Genomic DNA, 23,454 nt, shown 5'->3' with positions numbered 1-23,454 from the left:
TCCGCTACTCGTGCTTGAGGCCGAAGAGGGAGCGCAGCCTTCCGAGGATGCGGCCCGCCTCGGGCGAGTGGTCCGGTCCGCCGCCGGCCGCCTGCGCCACCGCGCGCAGCTGGGTGCGGCGCTGGGCCAGGAGCGCGGAGAGCTGCCGGGCAAGGCCCGGATAGTCCGCGAACAGCCGCGCGAAGGTGGGCCGGTCCAGCTCCAGCAGCACGGAGTCCTGGACGGCCACGACGGTGGCGGCGCGGGGCTCGCCGGTGAGCAGCGACATCTCTCCAATGTACTGACCCGGCCCCAGCCGCGTGATTTCGGACTGGAGCGTGCCGGCGCGCACGCTGACCTCGCCGGAGGCCACGACGTAGAAGGTCCCGCCCTCCTCGCCCTCCTGGATGATGCGCTCGTTGCGGCCGAAGCGGCGCACCACCACCTCGCACCGCAGGCGCTCCAGCTCCTCCGGGCCCAGCGGCTCGAAGAGGTCCACCTGACGCAGGAGGTCGCGCACCGTGTCGTCCGCCAGCTCGCGGCGGCGGTGCTTGGACTCGCGGCGCAGGGTGACCGTGCGCTGGGCGTGGGGCAACTCCAGGCCCTCGCGGCGCAGCCGGTACCACAGCCGCGTGTGCAGCTCCTCCCGCACGCTGTCCGACAGCGCGAAGTCGTTGAGGAACACGCGCACCATGTACTGCGCGTTGGAGTCCGTGAAGGCCACCGTGCGCGCGATGGGCGGCGGCTGCACCAGCACCTGGGGAATCTCCCTGGCCACGTCCAAGAGCGCCTGCTTCACCTGGTTGGGCGGCGCGTCCAGGGACACGCCCACCTGCATCTCGATGCCCACGGGCTCGCGGTGCTGGGTGAAGTTCTTCACGTGCTCCTTGCCCACCATGCTGTTGGGCAGGGTGATGACCTCGCGCCGGAAGTTGGCGATGCGGATGGAGCGCCACCCGATGTGCACCACCCGCCCGGTGTGCTCGCCAATGCGGATGAAGTCGCCCACCTCGAAGGGCCGGTCCAGCTGCAGGGACAGACCCGCGAAGAGGTTGCCCAGCGTCTCCTGCAGCGCCAGACCGATGACCACCGTCAGCACCGCGGTGGAGGCGACCAGGCCCGCCAGGTCCAGGTTGAGCTGGCTCTGGAGGATGGGGACGGTGGCGAGCGCGTACAGCGTGAAGTCGATGACGTCGCGCAGGATTTTCGGCGTCGTCACCGGCGAGCGCATCCGCACCAGCTTCAGCGCGAACGCCACCCCGGCGCGGATGACGCCAAAGGCGAACGTGAGCATCCAGCCCACGTTCACGAACTTGTGCAGGCCCTCTGGCGCCGAGCCCTCCGGCAGGAAGCGCGACACCAGCCGCAGCGCCAGGAAGGCGAGCAGCATCCGCACCGCGCCCCGCAGGTCGTCACGCAGGGCCGTGTCCTGGGTGGTCCGCTGGATGGCCAGCAGCAGCACCGTGAGGATGGAGCCCGCCAGCAGGGGGAGATGGCCTTCGAGGAAGTTCAGCACGCCCGGTGAATCAGACCGGTGGCGCGTGCACGGGTCAAGGTGGCGGTTGACGGGTGGGCCCCGAGCAGGGATACACGCCCCCATGACGCTTGCCTCGGTGCAGGGACAGCCCCGCGCGATGGACGCGCTCCAATCCGCCTTGCGGTCTGGCTCGGTGCATCACGCCTACCTGTTCGCCGGGCCTGAAGGGGTGGGCAAGGAGCTGGCCGCGGTGGGGCTGGCCCAGGCCCTCACGTGCCCGGAGGCCCCGGAGGTGGGCTGCGGCAAGTGCGCCAGCTGCGTGCGCATCGCCAAGGGGCTGCACCCGGACGTCACCTGGGTGATGCCGGACGACGAGCGCGTGTCGCGAGGACTCGCCGGCCGCTCCGACTTCACCGGCACGCCCAGCCGCGAGCTGCGCGTGGAGCAGATACGGCAGCTCCAGGAGCGCCTGGCGCTGCGCGGCCTGGAGTCCAAGCGCAAGGTGGCCATCCTGGTCAGCGCGGAGCAGATGAACGTCCAGGCGCAGAACGCCTTCCTCAAGACGCTGGAGGAGCCGCCCGCTGAAACGACGCTCATCCTGGTGGCGAGCGCCATGGACCGCCTGCTGCCCACCATCCGCAGCCGGTGCAGCAAGGTGTACTTCGGCCCGCTGCCGGTGGACCTGGTCGCGAAGCGCGTGCAGCAGGAGCGCAAGCTGGACGCGGACACCGCCGCCCTGGCCGCGGTGATGTCCGGAGGCAGCCTGGGCCGCGCGCTCGCGCTGGACGTGGACGCGCTGAAGGAGCGCAAGGACGTGCTCACCGCCTTTGAAACCCTGAGCGGCGACGACATCCCGGCGCTGCTGCGCTTCGCGGAGGCGCATGGCGGCTCGCGCGAGGACGCGGACACGGCGCTGGAGCTGCTCATCCTCTGGACGCGCGACGTGTCGCTCGCGAAGGCCGGGGCGCTGGAGGCCATTGCGAACCGCGACCTGACGGAGCTGGCGCAGCAAGCCGCGAAGCGCACGACGGAGGCCGCGCTGCACCGGCGGCACTCGCTGCTGGAGTCGGCGCGCACGGCCATCGGCTCGCGCAACGGCGCGCCCCGGTTGCAGCTGGAGCGGCTGCTCATTGAGCTGTGCGTGGAGGCCCGATGAGCGCGGACATGGACGAGGTGCTGGCGGAGGTGAAGGCCGGCAAGGTGTGGCCGCTGTACCTCCTGTGGGGCGAGGAGTTCCTGGTCAGGAAGGGCGCCGACGAGCTGGTGAAGACGCTGGTGCCGGACGCCGCCATGGGGCTGAACCTCGCGGTGCTGGACGCGGCCTCTCCGCGCGAGGTGGCGCAGGAGCTGGCCACGCTGCCGCTGTTCCCCGGGCGCAAGGTGGTGCTGGTGCGCGACCCGGAGTTCCTCGCGCCCAAGAAGGGCAAGGGCGACGCGCTGGCCAAGGCGCGCGACGCTTGGAAGGCGGGCAAGCGCAAGGAAGGAGCCCGGCGGCTGCTGGCGCTGGCGGGCCGCGCCGGCTGGGGCGTGGATCAGCTGGACCCCCGCGTGCCCGGCGCTCCTTCGGTGGAGCAGTGGAAGGAAGAGCTCAACGTGGACCTGGCGGAGGCGGACCTCGCCTTCCTCCAGGAGGCCGCGGCCTTCTGCCGTGACGAGCGCATCAGCGCGCCGGAAGGGGACGCTTCCGCGCTGCTGGAGCTGCTCCAGAAGGGCGTGCCTCCGGGGCACGCGCTGGTGCTGGCGGCCACGGACGTGGACTCGCGCAGCCCGCTGCTCAAGTTCGCGCAGGACAAGGGCCGCCTCTTCGAGCGCAAGGTGGCCGCGCGCCACAAGGACCTGGACCTCAGCGAAATCTCCCGGGAGTTCCTGGCCCCCTTCAAGAAGAAGCTGGGGCCGGGCGCGCTGGAGGGCCTGAAGGAGCGCATCGGCGGCAACATCCGGCTGCTCCAATCAGAGCTGGAGAAGCTGGCCGTCTACGCGGAAGGCCCCACCATCGAGGCGCAGCACGTGGCGCTGCTGGTGCACCACGCGCGCGAGGAGGAGTTCTTCGAGCTGACGGAGGCGCTGCAGAAGCGCGAGCTGCGCGACGCGCTGTCCTACGCGGAGGACGCGATGGGGCAGGGCACGCACGCGCTCCAGCTGTTGGGCGCGGTGGCGTCCATCGTCCGCTCGCTGCTGGAGAACCACGCCTGGCTGGAGAAGTACGCGGGCGGCCAGCCGCCGCGCACCGGCCGCGACGTGGAGGCGCGCATCCTCCCCAAGCTGGAGCAGGAGCTGAAGGCCACCAAGCGCAAGACGCCCAACGCCTGGGCGCTCGCCTTCGGCATGCAGGCCGCCGCCCGCTACGAGCGCCGCGAGCTGCTCAACGCCCTGGTGGCGTGCGCGGACGCGGACCTGGCCCTGAAGTCCTCCGCCAGCGGGAAGCTCGTCATCGAACGGCTGTTGTGGACGGTGTGCACCCGCGCCTGAAGAGGCCCGGGTTGAAGGAGCCGCCATGGCGGACAAGCGTCGCTTCGATCTCTTCGCGGACCTGCTCGTCTCGCGCTTTCCCCAGGCCCTGCGCGTCTATGACATCGCCGGCGGCATGGGGAAGCTGAACGAGTCCCTCACCCAGCGCGGACGCACCGTCACCACCTTCGACCTGCGCCACAAGCACCTGCCCGTGAAGTACGCGCAGCGGCTCTTCACCCTGGAGGAGCCCTGCGAGGCGGAGCTCGTCGTGGGCATGCACCCGGACGGCGCCACGCGGATCATCATCGAGTACGCCGCGCGCCACGGGCTGGGCTTCGCCGTCGTCCCTTGCTGCTCCGACAATGGGATGCCCTACAAACCGTGGATGCGGCACCTGGCGGACGTGGCCCGCGACGCCGGCTTCTCCTCCGTGGAGGAGGCCGAGCTCCCCATGGATGGACGTGCAAGGGTGTTGCTGGGCGTGTGGCGCTGACGCACGCCTCGCGAATTCAGGGCCATCCTTTGCACAGCAAGAAAAAGCCGCCAACCGTGGATTGTCTGAATAGAAGACACACCCGGTGTGGCCTGTCACGGTTCAGGACAGCCGCCCGGCCGCCCTCGAATCCTCAACAATTCCAAGGGCTTGCGGCAGGCACGTAACGACTGCTTCCACATTACGGAAGATGAACTGGGCACCGATGTGCCAGCTGCTTTTCAGCACCTTTCCATAATGCGAGGCATTTCGCGGGCTTAATGAGTTGGCCTGAAGAATGCTGAAAGGAGCGCTGTCCCGGCGACCACCCCCTTCGCGCCGGGCAGGAGGCAGTACCTTGGTTCGCACCCGTTTCGTTTCAGCGCTGCTGGCGTTCCCGCTGGTTGCTTGTGGTGTCGGGGACATGGATGGCGACACGCAGGAAGGTCAGCAGAAGCCGGATGAGGTCGCGGAAGTGCAGAGCGCCCTGAGCGCGATGCCCGGTGCCCAGATTGTCGGCACCAACGCGGATGGGACGCCGCACACCATCCAGGGCCGCCTGGGCCAGGCGGACCGCGCGCTGACGGGCTTCGCCGCCGCGGACGTGCACACGGCCATCGCCGGGTCGCTGCCCAGCATCGCCTCGCTGTTCCGCCTGAACGCGTCCGACCTGCAGGTCCGCAAGGTCTCCGTGGACGACCTGGGCATCTCGCACATCCGCTACGCGCAGACGCTGAACGGTCTGCCGGTGGTGGGCGAGGAGCTGGTGGTGCACGTGGACCGCTCCGGCGCCATCTTCAGCGCGAACGGTTCCGCGCGCTCCGGCGGCGCGCTGCCCGCGCGTCCGAAGGTCGCCGCGGAGGCGGCCCGCACGGCGGCGCTGCGTGACACCCAGGGCACGGGCCTGTCCGCGGGCAACGCGCGCCTGGTGTACGTGAAGTCTGAGAAGGACAGCGAGCTGCGCCTGGCCTACGAGGTGAAGGTCGCCGGTGAGACGGCCGCGATGCCGCTGCGCGACCGCGTCTATGTGGACGCCATCAACGGCGACACGCTGCTGCGCGTCCCGGAGATCCACACCGCGCTCAACCGCAAGGTCTACAGCGCGAACAACGGCACCAGCACCCCGGGCACCCTGAAGCGCAGCGAGGGCCAGGCGGCCATCGGTGACTCCCATGTCGACACCAACTACGACATGCTGGGCTACACCTACGACTGCTACAAGACGAACTTCAACCGCGACTCGCTCAACAACGCGGGCCAGACGCTCATCAGCACGGTGCACTACAGCCGCAACTACGTGAACGCCTACTGGGACGGCACCCAGATGGTGTACGGCGACGGCGACGGCGTGAACTCCATCGAGCTGGGCAAGGACGCGGACGTCACCGTCCACGAGCTGACCCACGCGGTGACGCAGAACGAGTCCAACCTCACGTACTCCGCCCAGTCCGGCGGCCTCAACGAGGCGATGTCCGACACCTTCGGCGCCATCTGCGAGAGCTGGAAGTCCGGCACGTGGAGCACCGCCGCGGACATCTGGAAGGTGGGCGAGGACGTGTGGACCCCCGGCACCGCCGGCGACGCGCTCCGCTACATGGATGACCCGGCGAAGGACGGCGCGTCCATCGACTGGGCGCCGAACTACTCCGGCCAGGACGTGCACTACACCTCCGGCGTCCCGAACCTGGCGTTCGCGCTGCTCGCCAAGGGTGGCACGCACCCGCGCGGCCGCAGCTCCATCAACGTGACGGGCATCGGCGTCCAGAAGGCCGGTCAGATCTGGTACTACGCCAACGCCAACCTCTACACGGCCAGCACCACGTACGAGCAGGCGAAGACCTGGACCATCCAGGCCGCCGCGGCCCTGGGCTATGACGCCGCGACGCAGGCTTCCGTGAAGGCGGCCTGGGAAGCGGTGGGCGTGGGCGTGACGGTTCCGCCCCCGACCTGCACCGTGCTGACCAACGGCGTCGCGAAGACGGGCCTGTCCGGCGCGTCCGGTTCGTCGGCGTACTACTGCATCGACCTGCCGGCCTCCCGCTCCTCCACCTACGTCATGAGCGGCGGCACGGGCGACGCGGACATGTACATCAAGTTCGGCTCCGCCCCGACGACGACCTCGTATGACTGCCGTCCGTACCTGTCCGGCAACAACGAGTCGTGCAGCGCGGCGGCGAAGGCCTCCTCGGGCCGCATGTACATCATGCTGCGCGGCTACTCGTCCTACAGCGGCACGTCGCTGAAGGCCACGTACTAAGCCCTCGCGCGGGTCCGGCGTGAGTCCACGCCGGGCCTCGTGTGAAGGTCACCTTCCGCCTCCGGGGCTCCATGTCCCGGGGGCGGTCGTGTTTCCGGGGGCAGGCAGCCCGTCGCGTGGGAACGGGGTAGGGTGGCCCGACTTCGCGAGCGGGAGGACGCATGCGGCGGCTGGGGCTGGTGGTGCTGACGGCGGTGGTGTTTTCCGGGGCGCTGTCGTGCCACCGGGGGACGCGGGCCTCGCGCACCTGCGTGGTGCTGTCGGTGGGTGGCACCAAGGGGCTCGCGCACGTGGGCGCGCTGGATGCGCTGGTGGCCCGGGGCGTGCCCATCGACTGCGTGGTGGGCAACAGCATGGGCGCGGTGGTGGGCGGCCTCTACGCGTCCGCGCCGGGCATGAACCTGCGCCAGCGCTACCATTCCTTCTTCACCGCGTACGAAGAGGAGACGCGCAAGGTGGCCGCGGCGCGAGGCGCGGTGGGCGCGGCGGTGGGGCTGCTCGCGGTGTTGATGTCGGGCGGTGCGCTGGGGCCGGCCGTGGCGGCGGGCGCGCTGGGCGCGGCCGGGGGCGCGGCGACGGTGCCGCCCTTGAGCCACGAGCGCTTCACCCAGGTGCTGGATCGCTTCTACGCGGGCGCGCGCGTGGAGGAGCTGCCCGTGCCCTTCGTCACCTTCCACCAGGAGCCGTTCGCGGGCGGCATCCGGCGGGTGACCGTGACGCGCGGCCCGCTGGCGGAGGCCGTCTCCGCGAGCGCGGCCAACCCGCTCCTGTTCAAGGACGCGACGCTGGAGCGCATTGATCCGGGCGCGGACCGCGTGTCCGCGACGCCCGTCCATGACGCCTGTCAGCTGTTCCCGGGCGCGAGGCTCATCGCCATCAACGTCACCGGCGAGCCGGCCTTCTACCGCTCCGACCTGGGCTGCGACGTGCGCGAGGTCCGCGTGGACGTGGCCATGCCACCGGTGGAGGCCTTCACCGGCCGGGGCCCCGCCTTCGAGGCCACCTACGACGCGGGCCACGACGCGGTGATGCGCGCGCGGCTGGACTGAAAAGCCCTCAGCGCGCCGTCAGCAGGCCCGTCACGTCCCGCCACCCGCCCTGGCAGGGCGCGACATCCGTGGCCAGGTAGTGCCCCACGTGGCCGGGCTTGAGCGCGACGATGGCGGACGAGCGCGTCCCGTAGCCCTCCGTGTGGATGCACAGCGCCTGGAGCTGCCGGAGGAAGTCCGCGGGGAGGTCATTCTCCTCCAGCGGCCCCGTCGCGGTCTCCCGGGGCGGCAGGGCGTGGTCGGCCAGCGCGGCCTGGAGCCCCGTCACCAGCTGGGGCCAGGGGCGCTTCGCCACGCCTTCGGCCAGGGAGAGGGCCCGCCGCACCTTGGGGATGGCCAGGGTGTCCAGGGTGTCGTTGGGGAGCACGTGCGCGCCGTCCGGGACGTCCTCGTGCAACAGGCGCTCGTGGCCCGGCCGTGCGTAGGCGACCCGCAGGGTGTTCGCGTCCCCGTAGAGCAGGTTGAAGGGGAGGAACTCCGGGGCGGGCAGGGTGCCGAGGTAGCGCTCGATGGCCTCCACCGACCCGGCCTGGAGGGCGCGCAGCCCCACCTCGCCCCGGGACCGGGGGGCCAGGCCCTGGATGCGGGCGCCGCGCTGGTTCGTCAGGGCCACCAGGACTCCCTCGTGGGTCACCCCCATCCACGTGCCGCCCCGCTCCACGTCCTGACCGCCCACCACGCGCGGGGATTCGGAGAGGACCTTCGGCCCGTGGGCCGGACGCGCGTAGAACTCATCCCGGTTGGCGGCGACGACCAGCGGCCACTCGGGGTGGGCGTTACGGAGGATGAGGACGGTGCACATGGCGTCCGGTCGATAACATCCACGGAGGGGCCATGCACGGTCGCGAATGCATGTTGGCGATCCCTCGTTTCCCCAAAGCGGCTATGGTCCGCCGCCCTCAGGAGAGTCCATGGCGGAGAGAATCCTCGTCACCAGCGCCCTTCCGTACGCGAACGGCGCAGTCCACCTCGGCCACGCTGTCGAGTACATCCAGACGGACATCTACGTCCGCTTCCTGCGCTCGTGCGGCCAGGACGTCGTCTACTTCTGCGCGGACGACACGCACGGCACGCCCATCGAGCTCAACGCCGCGAAGCATGGCGTCGCGCCGGAGCAGTTCGTCGCGCGCTTCCACGACGAGCACCAGCGTGACTTCCAGGGCCTGGATGTCCGCTTCGACTATTTCCACTCCACCAACTCGCCGGAGAACCGCCACTACGCGGAGCTCATCTACGGGCGCTTGAAGGACGCGGGCGACATCGACCGCCGCGACATCGAGCAGACCTACTGCGAGAAGGACAAGCGCTTCCTGCCGGACCGCTTCATCCGCGGCACCTGTCCCAACTGCCGGTCCACGGATCAGTACGGCGACGCGTGTGAGAAGTGCGGCAAGACGTACAACCCCACGGACCTCATCGACCCGAAGTGCGCGCTGTGCGGCACTCCGCCGGTGCGCCGCAACTCCGAGCACCTCTTCTTCCGGCTGTCGCGCCACGCGGACTTCCTCCAGGAGGTGCTCAACCGCCCCGGCTTCATCCACCCGGGCCTGGCCACCCAGCTCCAGGGCTTCTTCGAGAAGGGCCTGGCGGACTGGGACATCAGCCGCGACGGGCCCTACTTCGGCTTCGCGATTCCCGGTGAGACAGACAAGTTCTTCTACGTCTGGCTGGACGCGCCCATCGGGTACATCGCCACGACGGAGAAGTGGGCGAAGGAGTCCGGCCGCTTCCCGGACGCGCTCGCGTACTGGGGCAAGGATGCGCCCACGCGCATCGTCCACTTCATCGGCAAGGACATCGTCTACTTCCACGCGCTGTTCTGGCCCGCGGTGCTGAAGGTCGCGGGGCTGCACATCCCCAACGAGATCAAGGTGCACGGGCACCTGACGGTGAACGGGGAGAAGATGTCCAAGACTCGCGGCACCATGGTTCCGGTGCGCGACTACCTGGACCTCCTGGACCCCAGCTACCTGCGCTACTTCTACGCGGCCAACCTGGGCGCGGGCGTGGAGGACCTGGATCTCAACCTGAAGGACTTCCGCCTCCGGGTGAACGGCGAGCTCGTCAACAACGTGGGCAACCTGGCCAACCGCGCGCTGTCGCTGCTGGCCGGGCCGCTGGAGAAGAAGCTCGCGCCGGGCCGCGCGGAAGGGCCGGGGCGCAAGCTGGTGGAGGACGCGCTGGCGCGCGTGCCGGAGGTTCGCGAGGCGTTCGAGAAGCTGGAGTACCGCAACGCCATCCGGATCATCACGGAGATCGCCTCCACGGCGAACGCGTTCCTTCAGACGGCGGCGCCGTGGGCGCTGGTGAAGAAGGACGCGGAGGCCGCTCGGGCGGACCTGTCGGACGCGGCGGACGTGGCGTACCTCCTGGGCGCGCTGCTGGCGCCGGTGACGCCGCGCGTGTCGGAGAAGCTGTTCGCGCAATTGGGAGCGGAGCCGCTGACGTTCCAGGCCCTGACCAACGCGAAGTACCCGCTGCTGGATCGCGCCCGCCCGCTGGGCACGCCGGAGCCGCTGCTGCCCCGGCTGGAGGAGGAGCGCGTCAACGCCATCATCAAGGTCCCCGCGGGGACGCCGGCCGCCGAGCCCGCCAAGGCCAGCGGCAAGGACAAGAAGACGGAGAAGAAGCCCGTGGAAGCGAAGACTCCCGAAGCAGCGCCCACCACGCAGGCGTCCCCGGGCGCGGGAGCGGCGGAAGGCGCGCCCGCGGCCGACATCGAGTACGCGGACTTCGCCAAGGTGGTGCTGAAGGCGGGGCGCATCGTGGCGGCGGAGAAGGTGAAGGGCGCGGACAAGCTGCTCAAGCTGGACGTGGACCTGGGTGAGGGCACGCCGCGCACCATCGTGTCCGGCATCGCGGAGGCGTACCCGGCGCCTGAAGCGCTGGCGGGCCGGCGCGTGGTGGTGGTGGCCAACCTGAAGCCGCGCAAGCTCAAGGGCATCGAGTCGCGCGGCATGCTGCTGACGGCGGGCTCGGGCGGCAAGGACCTGTCCCTGCTGGACCCGGGCGACGTGCCGCCCGGCGCGGACGTGAAGTAGCGCACGAGCAGTGGCTTCAAGGACACGCCGGGTGGCAATGCCGCCACCCGGCGAGAGAGGTGACGAGACGTGGCGGACTGGCGTGCCGAGCGGGACCGCGCCCTGTTGACCCTGGAGCGGGAGAAGCGGCCGGCGAGCCGGGCCGAGGCGGCGGATCTGCTGTTCCAACTCGCGTCCGAGGAGCCCGCGCACGCGGCGGAGTTCACGGACGTGCTGGTGCGGCTGCTCGCGGATGCGCAGCCGGAGGTGCGCCGCTCGGGCGTGAGCCTGGCGTCCGTCATCCTGGCGCCGGATCAGCTCCCGGACATGCTCCTGCCCCGCTTGCGTGACGACGACACCCGCGTGCGGCTGGAGGCCACCGGACGGCTGGCGGACCTGGCGCTGCCGCACGCGCGCGGCGCCCTGGCCGGCATGCTGGAGGACCCCACGCCGGAGGTCCGCTTCGAGGCCGCGCGAGGCATCGCCGCGCTCAAACACCCGGCTGGCCTGGACATCCTCGTGGCCGCGCTGGACGTGGACACGCTGCGCTTCCGGGCGCTGGGCGCGCTGGCGGAGCTGGAGGACACGCGGGCGCTGCCAGCCGTGAAGCGCCTCTTCGGCAAGTGGCTGTTGCCCGCGTTCGACAAGACGCAGGCGGCGGGCGTGCTCCTGAAGCTGGGCGATCCGGAGGGCGCGGACTGGCTGATGCAGCGCACGCGCAAGAAGTGGAGCGCGGACCGGGCGCTCGCGGTGGAGCTGTGCGGTGAGCTGAAGGTGCCCGGCGCGCTGGAGCGGCTGAAGGACATCCTCGCGGACGCGAAGGATCCGTGCCGGGGCGCCGCCGCGCGCGGGCTGGGCCGGCTGGGGGATGCCCGGGCGCTGCCCTGGCTGCTCGCCGTGCTGGAGGACCGGAGCGCGCCGGAGGATGACCGGCTGGACGCCGCGGATGGCCTGTGGCGGCTGGGCGTGGCGGAGGGGCTGGAGCGTGTGCGCGCGGCCGTGCCCACCTTCGCGTCGGAAGAGGCACGGACGGAGCTGGAAGAGCTGTTTCAGGAGAAGCCATGAAGCTGGTTGATGCGCATTGCCACCTGGAGCCGAAGGACTACGCGGACGTGGCGCCGGTGCTGGAGCGCGCGCGCGCGGCGGGGCTGGTGCACGCGGTGCTGGTGGGGCAGTTCGAAGGCCCCGGAGACTGGGGCAACGCGCTGGAGATCGCCGCCCGGCACCCGGACTTCCTGTCGCCCACGCTGGGCATCCACCCGCACGCGGCCGCTCGCGCCACCGAGGCGGACTTCGAGATGCTGGAGCGCACCTGCGCCCGTCCGGAGCTGCGCGCCGTGGGCGAGGCGGGGCTGGACTACTACTACGACTACTCGCCTCGCGAGATTCAGGCCACCGTCTTCCGGCGGCAGTGCGCGCTCGCGAAGCGCCTGGCCAAGCCGCTGGTGGTGCACGTGCGCGACGCGCATGACGACTGCGAGGAGGCCCTGGCCGCCGAGGACGTCACGAGCGGCGTCATCCACTGCTTCACCGGCGACACGGCCGCCGCGCGCAAGTACCTGGACCGGGGCTTCTACCTGTCGCTGTCCGGCGTCGTGACGTACAAGAAGACGGAGGCCCTCCAGGACGCCGTGCGCTTCGCGCCGCTGGAGCGCCTGATGGTGGAGACGGACAGCCCCTACCTCGCGCCCGTGCCGCACCGGGGCCGCAAGAACGAGCCCGCGCACGTGCTGGAGACGGCGAAGAAGGTCGCGGAGCTGAAGGGTGTGTCGCTGGAAGAGGTGGCCCGCGTCACCACGGCGAACGCGGCCCGCCTCTTCAACCTCACGCTGGGCTGAGCGCGTTGGCCAGGGCCTCCAGGTCCTGGTCCAACTGCGGCATGTCCATCAGCAGCGCGTCCGGGTCGTAGACGAAGTCCGCCTGCTTCAGCTTCAGCAGGGCCTGCAGCGCGGGCTCGCCCGCGTGGCCACCGAACGCCGCGTGGACGACGCGGCCTCGCTCCAGGTGCAGCGAGCCCTCCAGCGTGTGGCTTCGCAGCTGGAGCTTCCCGCTCTTCTTGCCGCCGCCCAGCGTGCGAAGCAGGTCCTTCGGGGGCAGCTCGTCGAAGCTGCCGCGCACCACCCGGCCCGGGCCGTTGTGCTGCACGCGGTCCTGGAAGAGGGTCAGCACCGTGCGGGCCACCTCCGCCTTGTCGCTGGGGGAGAGCACCGCCGTCGCGCCCGCCAAGAGCAGCCGCTCGCGCGCCTGGGCATCCGGCTCACCCACCACGGCGATGGGCAGGCCCGCGCTCTCCGGCATGGAGCGCACGGCCTCCAAGAGGTCCATGACCTCCTGTTGTCCCAGCCGCAGGCTCACCACCAGCACGTCGCAGTCCTGCCGGGCCAGGCCGTCCAGCGCGCCGTCCAGCGTGGACAGCGCGTGCGCCACCAGCTGCTGCTTGAGCACCGCCTCCAGCAGCTCGCCGCGCGTGGCCTCGTCCGGCTCCGCGATGAGCACCTGCCGGCCCTCGCTGGCCAGCCGGTGCGCCAGCAATTCGCCGCTCTGCAACTGACCGACGATGTCCGCCACCACGGGGTCGTAGAGCACGCCCGCGTTCTTCTTCAGGTGCTCCAGCGCCTGCTGCTTGGGGAAGACGCGGCCAAACGCATTGCCCGGGTTCTTGGTCAGCTCCAGGAAGCTGTCCACCGCCGCCAGGATGCGCGCGCCCAGGGTGATGTCCTCGCCCTTGGCGCCCTGGGGCGTGCCGGAGCCGTCCCAGGCTTCATACAGCTGAGCGAGGATGGTGTTCACCTGCGCGGGCAGGTGCACCGTTTCAAAGAGCTTCGTGGGCGCGCGGCAGCACGCCTTCGCCTGGGCCTTCCACTCCGGGTTGGCCGCGTTGCTCGCCAGCGAGTAGTGCCGCTCCGGCGGCTTGCCCAGGTCGTGCAGGTACGCGGCGATGGACAGCGCCGCCAGCTCCTTGTGGGGCATGCCCATGCGCTGGCCCACGATGCCCGCCTGCCGCGCCAGCTGCGCGGAGTGGCCGCGGTGCCGGGGCCGGTCCTGCTCCAGCAGGCCCACCATCAGGCTCAGCGTCTCCACGTAGTCCGTGTCGCTGATGAGCCCGCGCGGGCCGCCCGGCTCGCGCCGCTGCGTGGAGATGCGCGCCACGTTGGTGCCGCTGCCGGCGCGCTGCAGCCGCAGGCGCGCGTCCGTCTCCAGCCGCATGCTCAGGCTGGTGGCGCTGCGCCCGGCGGAAGAACCGTTGCGCCCGGGCTCCGCGCCCACGTGCGTGTTGGACGGCGCGTCCGGACGGCGGGGGCCGTTGTTCGCGGCGGGGCCCTCCAGCAGCGTGGTGAACGCCGTGGGGTCGCCGTAGTAGTGCTTGCGGATGGCCGCGGAGATGGCGCTGCGCAGGCCGATGTACGCGTAGACCTCCGACATGCCGGTGACGAGGGCGATCTCGTCGAGCAGCGACTTGTTCTGCGGCTCGGCGGCCACCACCGACAGCAGCTTGCGCTCCGGGTCGATGGCCAGCGGGAGCACGTTCTGCGCTTCCGCCAGCCGCACCGGCAGCTTGTCCAGCACCTTCGTGTCGATGCGGACCTTGGCCAGCTTGTCCGCGGTGACGAAGCGGGTCTGGAACTCGTTGGCCAGGAGCCGCAGCAGCGCGGCCTCCTGGAGCAGGCCCAGCTCCACCAGACAGTCCCCCAGCTTGTGGCCGGTGATCTTCTGGTGCTCCAGACCCTGCTCCACGGCCCCGGGTGTCACGAGGCCGGCCTCAATCAACCGCTCTCCCAGCCGCTTCGCCATGGGCTTCAGCCCTCCGAACCACCCTCACCACCGGACTTCGGGGCCGGCGCCAGCGCGCTGAACGGCTTGAAGGTCAGCTCGCCGGGCAGGCTCTTGGGGTCGCGGGGCGGACGGTCCTCGCGCGGCGGACGCGCGGGGCGCTCCTCGCGGGGACCCCGGTCCTCGCGAGGCGGACGGTCCTCGCGCGGCGGACGCTCGGCGCGGGGCTCGCGGGGCGGCCGCGGCGGACGCTCCGGACGGGCCTCCTGGGACGCGGGGGCGGAAGCACCCTCGCCAGCCGGGGCGGACGGGCCCTTGTCGGCGCGCGCCTTGCGCTTCTCCTCGCGGTGCTTGCGCCGGCCACCCTCCACCGGAGCCCGGCCGCGGCCGGTGGGCACGAAGCCCTTCCAGAGCGACCGGTCATACGCGCGCAGGTGATCCGTCCAGCGCTCGTTCGGATCGCGCTGCATGGCCTCCACCCAGCCGGAGATGCGGGCGTCGAGCGCGCTGAGCGTGTCGACGATCTGCGCCTCCAGCGTCACCGGCACCTTCGCGCCGGGAGCGCCGGACGGGCCCGACTGGGAGATCGCCAGGTGCGTCAGGTGCTGCTCCAGCAGCGACGGGAAGCCCGGGATGCCCACGGTCTTCTCGCGGATCTTCTGCGCGGCCAGCACCGCGTGGCCCACCAGCCGGCCCTCGTCGGACGTGTCGAAGCCCTTGTCGGACGCGTCGCCGGCCTTCATCACGTCGTGCAGGAACGCGCCGGCCAGGAGCAGGTCGCGGTCCGCCATGGGGTAGTGGTCCGACACGCGCAGGGTCAGGCGCATCACCGACAGGACGTGCTCGGCCAGACCGCCGCGCCACGCGTGGTGCACGCCCTTGGCCGCCGGAGCCACCGGCAGCGCCGCGGACACCTGCGCGTCGTCCAGGAACGCCAGCAGCAGCTGCTTCACGAACGGGTCGTTGACGCGCTCGGTGATGAGCTCGCGGATCTGCCCCACCGCGCGCGGGCCACCGCCGCCCTCGTGGCGCTCGGCCTTGGCTTCCGCCTGCTTGCCTTCGCCAGACTTCGCTTCACCGGCCTTGGCCTCGGCCTTGGCTTCACCGTTCTTGGCCTCAGGCTTGGCCTCGGGGGCCTTCGCCTCGGCGGGCGGGGCAGGGGGCGGCTCGAACTCCTTGGGGTCGAGCGGCTCCGGATCCAGCCGCTCCACGGCCTCCACGACGACCTGGGTGCGGCCGTGGAAGACGATGACGCTGCCCTGCACCAGGACGAAGTCACCGTTCTGGAAGACGGGCTCGAGCGCGTCCACCTTGTCGAACACGCGCGCGTCCACCGTGCCGCTCTTGTCGGCCAGGGACAGCGACAGGAACACCTTGCCACTGCGCGCGTTCACCTTCTCCTTCTTGGTGACGCGGAAGACGGTGTGGACCCGGTCCTTCTCGCGCAGGTCCGCCGCGTACACCTTGCGGACGGTCTCGACGGAAGCCTCCGGGGTGGAAGAGGTCGCGGCCTGGGACTCGTTTTCGGTTGTCATCGCGGCGCGGACACTAACACCGAGGAGGCCCCGTCGAGGGCGAATCCGCACCGGCTCTAGCTCACCTCGAGCGCCACCGCCTCCAGGTACTCGGCCCCCGGGGAGCCGACCGGCGCCGGGTGGTCCGGCGGCAGCCCCATCCGTACCAGCCGGAATGCGATGCGCGCCTCCTGCTCGCAGGCCGTGGCCACGCACTCCGTGAACGAGCCCAGCGCCAGCGGTGGGTGATAACCGACCACGAGCAGCCGTCCCCCATGGCGGGTGCGCCGCAGGGCCAGCCGCACCTGTTCGATGAAGTCCTCCTCGGACGCCACGCTCAGCGTGTCGAGCAGCACCAGGTCGAAGGTCTCCTTGAGCGCCCGGAGCACGGCCAGCGGCTCGCCCTGTTCCACCGTCACCCGGCCGAGCAGCCCGTTGGCCTCCGCGTTCTCCCGCGCCAGGTCCGCCGCGTCCGCGTTGCCGTCGAAGGCCAGGATCTGCTTCGCCCCATGGCGCCCCGCGTGGACGAAGAGGCCGCCCACGTTGCAGGCGACGTCCAGCACCCGGTCCCCGTTGCCGGTGCGGCCCAGGAAGCGGCGCAGTTCGCGGTGATCATACGCGTAGCCCGTGCCCCGGCCGTAGGTGAGGTCCACGGTGAAGCGCGCGCCCATCTCCAGCAGGCGGCACCAGCGCGGCGGCGTGCCGTACATCACGTGCGGACGCTGCGCGGGCAGGCCCAATGCCTTGCGCCGGAGTGTGTCGTTGCGCAGCAGCACTGAGCCCGCCCCCGTCACCTCGACCAGCGTGCGGGTGATCTCCTCCTGCCGCGCGTCCATGGAGCGGGTGAGCGTCTGGACGACGAAGTGTTGGTCATACCGGTCCACGATGAGACCCGGCAGCCCGTCCCCGTCGTCGTTGACGATGCGGCAGAAGCGCGGGTCGTCCACCAGCCGGCCGCGCCGCTCGAAGGCGTGGCGCACGTGGCGGGGGATGAGCCCCTCCACGGATTCGTCCGGCAGGCCCAGGCGGCGCACGGCGTAGGACGCCTCCAGGTCCACGTCTCCCAGCCCCAGGACGTGTCCGTCCTCGTCCTTGAGCTGCATGGGCGTGCCGGGCTGCGGCTCGCCCTCCATGGAGACGATGTCCTCGCGGCGCAGCCAGGGAGCGCCATGGCGAAGCTTGCGGGCGGCTTCTCGGGACAGGTAGGTGCTGAGCAAGGTGCGGTCCTCCTCCAGCGCGATGGCAGGCACCCCGCGGGGTGCCCTCCACCAAACATGGGCCTTGGGGGGCCTGCTGGCGGCGAGGGCCGTGCCGCTGCCCTGGAGGGCAGGGGAGGGAGCGGCGCTAGAAGACGGGAGGCGGCCGCTTGTAGGCCTTGAAGGTCACCCGGGTGAGCAACCCGCTGACCACCAGGGCCAGCGCGATGCCCATCATCCGGACGTTCCAGTTCGTGCCGGTGAAGAGCAGCACGAGCGCGAGCACGCCCACCGCCACCGCGCCCACCACCGTGAGCGTCTGGGCGCGCTTGGACGTCTCCCCCGCCTGGGGCTTCCTCGCCCGGGCCAGGACGGGCAGCGAGGACGCCTTGCGCCACTTCTCCGCGCCGTCCTCGCGCACCTCGTCGTCCGGGTCCACCAGCCCCTGCATGTAGGCGCGCTCGATGTCGCCCAGCGAGGGGAACATCAGCTCACCATCCGGGGTGCGCACGCGGTACGCCATGGCTCTCTCCTCCCTCCCGGCCAACCCTGCCCGGTGGGGGCGGGGACCTCAAGCCAGCTCGGTGGCAATCTGCTCAGCGGCGCGCAGTCCATCAATGGCGGAGGAGACAATCCCGCCCGCGTAGCCGCAGCCCTCGCCCACCGGGTACAGGCCGCGCATGGACACCGACTGCAGGTCGTCACCCCGGGTGATGCGCACCGGCGAGGACGTGCGGCTCTCGATGCCGATGAGCTTCCCCTCGTCGCTGATGAAGCCCTTCATCTTCCGGTCGAACGTGCGCAGCGCCGCCTTGAGGGACTGGGTCAGCCGCTCCGGGAAGAGCTGGTTCAGGTCCGTGTGCGCCAGGCCCGGGCGGTAGCTGGTGTCACCCGGATCCTTCTTCACGCGGCCGGCCAGGTAGTCCGGGATGGTCTGCGCGGGCGCGTAGAAGCGGCCTCCGCCCAGCTTGTAGGCCTCCGACTCCCAGTGCCGCTGGAACTCCAGGCCCGCCAGCGGCCCGTGGAAGCCCTCGCGCGCGAAGTCCGCGACGGACACCGACACGACGATGCCCGCGTTGGCGTACTTCGCGTTGCGCCGCGAGTTGCTCATGCCGTTGGTGCACTGCAGCCCCTCTTCCGTGGGCGTGGGCACCACGATGCCGCCGGGGCACATGCAGAACGAGTAGACGCCGCGCACCTCGCCGTCCACGTCCAGGTTCTCCGCCAGCTTGTAGTCCGCGGGCGGCAGCTTGGCGTGCTTCGCCGCGGAGCCGTACTGGATGCCGTTGATCAGCGCCTGCGGGTGCTCCGCGCGGAAGCCCAGCGCGAAGGGCTTGGCCTCCACGCTCACGCGGCCGTCGGCGGCGAAGCGCTCGTACAGCTCGCGCGCGGAGTTGCCCGGCGCCAGGATGACGCGGTCGCTCTCCAGCGTGCGCCCGTCCGCCATCTTCACGCCCGCGATGCGGCCGTCGCGGTAGAGCAGGTCGTCCACGCGCTGCTCGAAGTACACCTGGCAGCCGCCCGCGATGAGCTCCTCGCGCAGCTTCGCCACCGCGCCCGGCAGCAGGTCGGAGCCGATGTGCGGCTTGCCCTCGATGAGGATGTGGTCCGGCGCGCCGTACTTCGCGAAGGCTTCAATCACCTTGCGCACCATGGGGTGGTTGATGCGCGTGGACAGCTTGCCGTCCGTGTACGCGCCCGCGCCGCCCTCGCCGAAGTTCATGTTGCTCTCGCGGTCGAGCGACCCGTCGCGCATGAGCTTCGCCACGTCCTTGCGGCGCGTGACGACCTCCTTGCCGCGCTCCAGCAGGATGCTGCGCACGCCGCGCTCCAGCAGGCCCAGCGCGCAGAACAACCCCGCGGGTCCGGTGCCGATGATGAGCGGCAGCTTCTCCGGCTCCTTCACGCGCGGCGGCAGATCCGGCGGGGGCGGGGCCTCGCTCACGTCCGGCGGCAGCCGCGGCGCCTTGCGGCCCGGGGCCAGCTCCACCTCCAGCGTGTAGATGTAGCGCGGGCTGCCCTTCTTGCGCGCATCCAGCACCGAGCGCACCACCCGCACGGAGGCGAGGTCGCTCCGGGTGACCCCCAGCTTCTCCGCCGCGCGCTGGCCGAGCAGCTCCTCCGGCTCGTCCAGCCACAGCCCGATGTTGTTCACCCGGTACGCCATTGTGTTCTGACTCCTCGATGGGGGGGCGTATGTGCTCCACCCCCCGGAGGGAATGCAAGCACTTGAAAAGACAAGATGGCCTGGGGGGTGGGTGCGAACCCGGTGATGCACCCGCCACCGCGTTCCAGGCGGAGCGGACGGCCGGGTGCGTAACCCCCTTCGCACACTCCACGTTCCGTGCCGTCCGCTTCCGGGCCTCAACCCCTGAGGACTGCTGAAGAATCCGTTCGGAAGAGAACGGCTGGCACGGCAGTTGAAGACCGGACCCGCAAGTAGATGCGGCGCCCCGACACGGCGCGCCGATTCCGGAGGCAATTCCCGTGAGCACCGACCAAAAGGGCACCCGCATCCTCGCGCGCACGTTCTTCAACCAGCTGCGCGCAAGCGGTTACACGCCGCACCAGGTCATTGGCATCGCCACGGAGCTCCTGGAGCTGGTGACGACCGACCTGAGGGAAGGCGACAAGGCCGTCGCCGCCGCCCAGTCGACGCCGGCCCCGGACTCCGGGGCAGGCTTTCAGCAGCGGGCGTAGCGCCTTAGACTCCAGCGCATCAACCCTCCGCGGGTGAGCGGGCTCCGGACTGGTTCCGGGCGCCCCACCCGCGAGGTGGCGGCAGCACCCCTCGGTTCGTCGTTCAGTCCCGCGGATGGCGCCTGCGCTCGCGGGCCGCCGCGGCGGCGATGACGAGCAGCGCGGCGGTGAGCGCGGTGAAGACGAGGCTCGCGGACGTGGGCGCCGTCAGCGCGAGCAGCCCCAGGGCCAGCAGGAACGCGAGCATGTCCACGGCCGCGGGCCGGGGCTGGGGCAGCACCAGCACCGTGGCGCACCCGGCCAGCGGCAGCCCCAGCGCGACCTGCCGGAAGATGGCGTCCGTGCTGGTGCGCACCGTCTCCCAGTAGTTGATCAGGATGGCGGCGAAGATGACGACCGTGCCGCCCGCGAGCACGAGCACGCCCGCGGCCGCCGCGTCCTTGGTGAGGCGGGCCTTCTCGTCGAACTGCTGCACGGCCAGATCCACCAGCTGCTCCAGCGCGCTGTTCAGAATCTCCGCGAAGAAGATGAGCAGCACGCAGAAGATGAGCGTCACCTTCTCCGCGAGCCCCAGCGGGATGCCGCTGCCCACCAGCCCCACCAGCACGCCGGAGATGAGGTGGATGCGCATGTTGCGCTGCCAGGCCACGGTGTGGATGAGCCCTGCCCACGCATGTCCGAACGAGGCGAACAGCCCGTTGCTGCGGCGGGAGGGAAACTGGGGACGGGAAGGTGCAGGAACGGTCATCGGAAGGTGAAGGGGTGGGCAGGCTAGCACCCACCGGTCCGATTGAAGCGGGGGAGTGAAGGGGTAAGGTCGGCCGCGTGATGCGAACGTTCCCCCCGTCCTGGTCGCGCACGCTGGCGCTGACCCTGCTGTGCACCTCCGTCCTCGCTCATGCGCAGGGCACCCCTGAAGCCTTCGAAGGCGACGGCCTGGGGCTGGAGCCACCGGGTGTTCAATACCTGCCAGCTCCGGCGCCCCGCGCCCATGAGCAGCGCCGCCTGTCGCCGGATGCGCCCGCCGTGGTGCGCCGCGAGGCGCGCCCCGTGAAGTCCAACGTGAAGACGGCGGGCGTGCCGCAGACGCGGCGGGGCGAGGGAGCGCTGTCCGGCAAGGTCATCTACCTGAGCCCGGGCCACGGCTTCTATCGCAGCGAGCCGTTGAAGCGCTGGGCGACGCAGCGGCCCAACACCTGGGGCGTGGTGGAGGACTTCATCTCCGCGGAGGTGGTATCGCAGGAGCTGCAGCCCCTGCTGATGGCCGCGGGCGCCACGGTGGTGACCGTGCGCGAGTCGGACCTGAACCCGCTCATCGCCACGGTGGACAACGGCGGCACGGGCTACGCGGAAGCAGGGGACTCCAGCCGCTTCCACGCCTCCACGCAGAAGGGCTGGGCCCCGCCGCCCGTGCCCATGGCCAACAACGTGGAGCCCTTCACCCTGGGCACCACGCGCACGCTGGACACGGCGGCGTCCTCCAATGCTCGGGCGACGTGGACGCCGGACGTGCCGGCGGACGCGGCCTACAACGTCTACGTCTCCTACGGCTCCGGCGCCACGCGCGCGACGGACGCGCACTACGTGGTGAAGCACGCGGGAGGCGAGAGCCACTTCCGGGTGAATCAGCAGCGCCACGGTGGGACGTGGGTGCTCCTGGGGCGCTTCTACTTCAAGGCCGGAGCGCACCCGGAGTCGGGCGCGGTGGTGCTGGAGAACGACTCGGCGCAGGGCGCGGGCGCGACGCTGTCCGTGGACGCGGTGCGGCTGGGCGGTGGCCGGGGCCTCATGGGCGACGCGGCGCAGGGGCCGCTGTTGCGTCCGCGCTTCGAGGAGAGCGGGCGCTACCACGTGCAGTACAGCGGCGCGCCGTTCAGCGTCTACGCGCCCACGGGAGCGAATGCCCTTTCCAACGAGCGCAACGCGGACGTGAACTCCCGGCCGCGCTTCGCCGCGTGGCTGCACGAAGAGGGCGAGGACGCCGTCTACGTCGCGTGGCACACCAACGCGGGCACGTCCGGCACCATCCGGGGGACAGAGGCCTACGTCTACGGACCGAACCCGGTGGACGGCACGCTCAACTTCACCGGCGTGAAGGACAGCGACGTGCTGGGGCGCGCGCTGTTGTCGCAGATTGACGTGGACCTCAAGCGCGAGGTGGATCCGAACTGGCGGGTGCGCAGCCTGCGCTCGGCGAACCTGGGCGAGGTGAGCCCCACGCACAACCCGGAGATGCCCAGCGTGCTCCTGGAGATGGCGTACCACGACAACACGACGGACGCGGGGGCCCTCAAGGAGGCCCGCTTCCGCCACGTGGCCGCGCGCGCCATCGTGCAGGGGTTGATCAAGTACTTCGCGACCCGCGACGGTCAGGCGGTGAACCTGCCGCCGGAGACGCCGGGTGCGGTGGTGGCGCGCAACGCGACGCCGGGCGCGGTGGAGGTGAAGTGGACGGCGCCGCCGCAGGTCGCGTCGGAGGAGGGCCGCGACGCGCCCACGGGCTACCGGCTCTACCAGAGCGCGGACGGCTTCGGCTGGGACGAGGGCTCGGACGTCCAGGGCACGACGGCCACCGTCACGCTGTCACCCGGCACGCTGCGCTACTTCCGCGTGGCGGCGGTGAACGCGGGCGGCGAGTCCTTCCCGTCCGCCACGGTGGGCGTGCGGGTAGGGGACGCGGCGCCGGTGCTGCTGGTCAACGCGTACGAGCGGCTGGACGCCTCGGTCGCGTGCGGCGAGGAGTTGGAGACGCCGTACGACCTGGAGGCCCCGCTGCGCGTCTACCTGGAGGCGACGAACGACGGCAGCTACCTGCGCCAGCACGGCGCGGCGTTCGCGCAGTCGGCGGTGGCCTTCGACAGCGCGACGGGCAACGCGGTGGCGGCCGGGCTGGTGTCGCCCACGGGCTACCGGCTGGTGGACTGGTCCACCGGGCGCGGAGGCGTGGGGGGCGCGGGCCTGACGCGCACGGAGCAGGACGCCCTGCGCGCGTTCGTCACCGGCGGCGGGCACCTGATGCTGTCGGGTGGACGCACGGTGTCCGCGCTCGCGGGCGGGACCGCGGACGACAAGCTGTTCCTCGCGGACATCCTCCGGGCGTCCCTCGTGGCGGGGGCTCCTGCGGCCAGGGTGGAAGGCTCGGCGGGCGGGCTCCTTTCGGACCTGCCGGCCACGGCGCTGGCGGATGGGACGACGCCCGGCGCCTACCCGGTGGGGGTGACGGACGTGCTGGCGCCCACGGGCGGCGGCGCGGACGTGCTGCGCTACACCGGCACGTCGCTCTCCGCGGGCGTGCTCTCCTCGGGCACGGCGCCCGCGGGCCAGGTGCTCGTGCTGGGCTTCCCGTTCGAGGGCCTTGCGTCCAATCGTGAGCGTTCGCGGCTGGTGGGCGCGTTCCTGGTGCGCTCGGGAATTGTCGCCCAGGCACCAGCGCTGCCCGCGGCGGAGGTGCCGCCCTCGGTCAGCCCCCGGCCGCTGTCGTCCTGCGTGGCGGTGCGGGAGGTGGATCCGCATCCGCCCGCGCCTCCGCCGCCGCCGCCGCCGCCGCCGCCGCCGGAACCGACGGTCG

Annotated in this window: 18 protein-coding genes; 10 read left to right on the top strand and 8 right to left on the bottom strand. The window is 71.3% G+C overall.

The genetic code is table 11. The annotated features are described in order from the left end of the window. Positions 1–4: 4 nt before the first annotated feature. Positions 5–1,495, bottom strand: a complete 1,491-nt coding sequence (locus tag D7X55_RS06220) for a mechanosensitive ion channel family protein (protein ID WP_120547814.1) — start codon at positions 1,493–1,495, stop codon at positions 5–7. An 82-nt stretch (positions 1,496–1,577) separates the two neighbouring features. Between D7X55_RS06220 and holB the strand changes: the two genes are divergently transcribed. The 5 genes from holB to D7X55_RS06195 all read left to right on the top strand — a co-directional run bounded on the left by holB (position 1,578) and on the right by D7X55_RS06195 (position 7,685). Further along, positions 1,578–2,612, top strand: a complete 1,035-nt coding sequence (gene holB / locus D7X55_RS06215) for a DNA polymerase III subunit delta' (RefSeq protein ID WP_120547813.1) — start codon at positions 1,578–1,580, stop codon at positions 2,610–2,612. Continuing rightward, on the top strand, positions 2,609–3,925 hold the full coding sequence (gene holA, locus D7X55_RS06210; protein ID WP_120547812.1) for a DNA polymerase III subunit delta: 1,317 nt from the start codon (positions 2,609–2,611) through the stop codon (positions 3,923–3,925). The genes holB and holA overlap by 4 nt, the downstream gene beginning before the upstream one ends. Before the next feature lie 25 nt (positions 3,926–3,950). Further along, a complete protein-coding gene (locus tag D7X55_RS06205) occupies positions 3,951–4,400 on the top strand; it encodes a hypothetical protein (RefSeq protein ID WP_121722511.1) in 450 nt (149 codons plus the stop codon). A gap of 337 nt (positions 4,401–4,737) precedes the next feature. Next, positions 4,738–6,636: a M4 family metallopeptidase gene (locus D7X55_RS06200; RefSeq protein WP_120547810.1), complete on the top strand. Its 1,899-nt coding sequence runs from the start codon at positions 4,738–4,740 to the stop codon at positions 6,634–6,636. Positions 6,637–6,797: 161 nt separating this feature from the next. Further along, positions 6,798–7,685, top strand: coding sequence for a patatin-like phospholipase family protein (locus D7X55_RS06195; RefSeq protein WP_121722510.1), 888 nt, complete (start codon positions 6,798–6,800; stop codon positions 7,683–7,685). A 7-nt stretch (positions 7,686–7,692) separates the two neighbouring features. Here D7X55_RS06195 and D7X55_RS06190 read toward each other — a convergent pair whose 3' ends face one another. Next, positions 7,693–8,487, bottom strand: a complete 795-nt coding sequence (locus D7X55_RS06190) for an NRDE family protein (RefSeq protein ID WP_121722509.1) — start codon at positions 8,485–8,487, stop codon at positions 7,693–7,695. 109 nt (positions 8,488–8,596) lie between these two features. Between D7X55_RS06190 and metG the strand changes: the two genes are divergently transcribed. The 3 genes from metG (at position 8,597) to D7X55_RS06175 (ending at position 12,543) form a co-directional block, all read left to right on the top strand. Continuing rightward, positions 8,597–10,726 carry a methionine--tRNA ligase gene (metG, locus tag D7X55_RS06185; protein ID WP_121722508.1) on the top strand — a complete coding sequence of 710 codons (2,130 nt, stop codon included), beginning with the start codon at positions 8,597–8,599 and terminating at the stop codon, positions 10,724–10,726. Positions 10,727–10,795: 69 nt separating this feature from the next. Further along, positions 10,796–11,770 (top strand): HEAT repeat domain-containing protein, encoded by a 975-nt coding sequence (locus D7X55_RS06180; RefSeq protein WP_120547806.1) that lies wholly within the window; start codon positions 10,796–10,798, stop codon positions 11,768–11,770. Further along, a complete protein-coding gene (locus D7X55_RS06175; RefSeq protein ID WP_121722507.1) occupies positions 11,767–12,543 on the top strand; it encodes a TatD family hydrolase in 777 nt (258 codons plus the stop codon). The genes D7X55_RS06180 and D7X55_RS06175 overlap by 4 nt, the downstream gene beginning before the upstream one ends. Here D7X55_RS06175 and D7X55_RS06170 read toward each other — a convergent pair. The 5 genes from D7X55_RS06170 to D7X55_RS06150 form a co-directional block, all read right to left on the bottom strand. Further along, entirely contained in the window at positions 12,530–14,497 is a 1,968-nt protein-coding gene (locus D7X55_RS06170) for an HD domain-containing phosphohydrolase (RefSeq protein ID WP_121722506.1), read from the bottom strand. The two genes, D7X55_RS06175 and D7X55_RS06170, sit on opposite strands and share 14 nt — an antisense overlap. Positions 14,498–14,502: 5 nt before the next feature. Further along, complete coding sequence (locus D7X55_RS06165) at positions 14,503–16,011, bottom strand: HD domain-containing protein (RefSeq protein ID WP_121722505.1); 1,509 nt, start codon at positions 16,009–16,011, stop codon at positions 14,503–14,505. Positions 16,012–16,067: 56 nt separating this feature from the next. Then, positions 16,068–17,207 (bottom strand): class I SAM-dependent rRNA methyltransferase, encoded by a 1,140-nt coding sequence (locus D7X55_RS06160; protein WP_121722515.1) that lies wholly within the window; start codon positions 17,205–17,207, stop codon positions 16,068–16,070. A 127-nt stretch (positions 17,208–17,334) separates the two neighbouring features. Then, positions 17,335–17,709 (bottom strand): hypothetical protein, encoded by a 375-nt coding sequence (locus tag D7X55_RS06155; protein ID WP_120547802.1) that lies wholly within the window; start codon positions 17,707–17,709, stop codon positions 17,335–17,337. Positions 17,710–17,757: 48 nt separating this feature from the next. Further along, positions 17,758–19,353: an NAD(P)/FAD-dependent oxidoreductase gene (locus D7X55_RS06150; RefSeq protein WP_120547801.1), complete on the bottom strand. Its 1,596-nt coding sequence runs from the start codon at positions 19,351–19,353 to the stop codon at positions 17,758–17,760. A gap of 320 nt (positions 19,354–19,673) precedes the next feature. Here D7X55_RS06150 and D7X55_RS06145 point away from each other — a divergent pair, with 320 nt between their 5' ends. Next, positions 19,674–19,886 carry a hypothetical protein gene (locus tag D7X55_RS06145; RefSeq protein ID WP_233609634.1) on the top strand — a complete coding sequence of 71 codons (213 nt, stop codon included), beginning with the start codon at positions 19,674–19,676 and terminating at the stop codon, positions 19,884–19,886. 103 nt (positions 19,887–19,989) lie between these two features. Here D7X55_RS06145 and D7X55_RS06140 read toward each other — a convergent pair whose 3' ends face one another. Next, positions 19,990–20,634, bottom strand: coding sequence for a diacylglycerol kinase (locus D7X55_RS06140; RefSeq protein WP_120547799.1), 645 nt, complete (start codon positions 20,632–20,634; stop codon positions 19,990–19,992). Positions 20,635–20,714: 80 nt separating this feature from the next. On the opposite strand from D7X55_RS06140, the gene D7X55_RS06135 reads away from it, so the two are divergent. After that, the coding region (locus D7X55_RS06135; RefSeq protein ID WP_121722504.1) for an N-acetylmuramoyl-L-alanine amidase at positions 20,715–23,454 on the top strand (2,740 nt) is incomplete at its 3' end.

It is taken from the genome of Corallococcus sp. AB049A (genome assembly GCF_003668885.1).
Lineage (GTDB): Bacteria > Myxococcota > Myxococcia > Myxococcales > Myxococcaceae > Corallococcus > Corallococcus interemptor.
The sequence above is the reverse complement of the archived record's forward strand: the minus strand, read 5'-3'. Positions and strand labels throughout refer to the sequence as shown.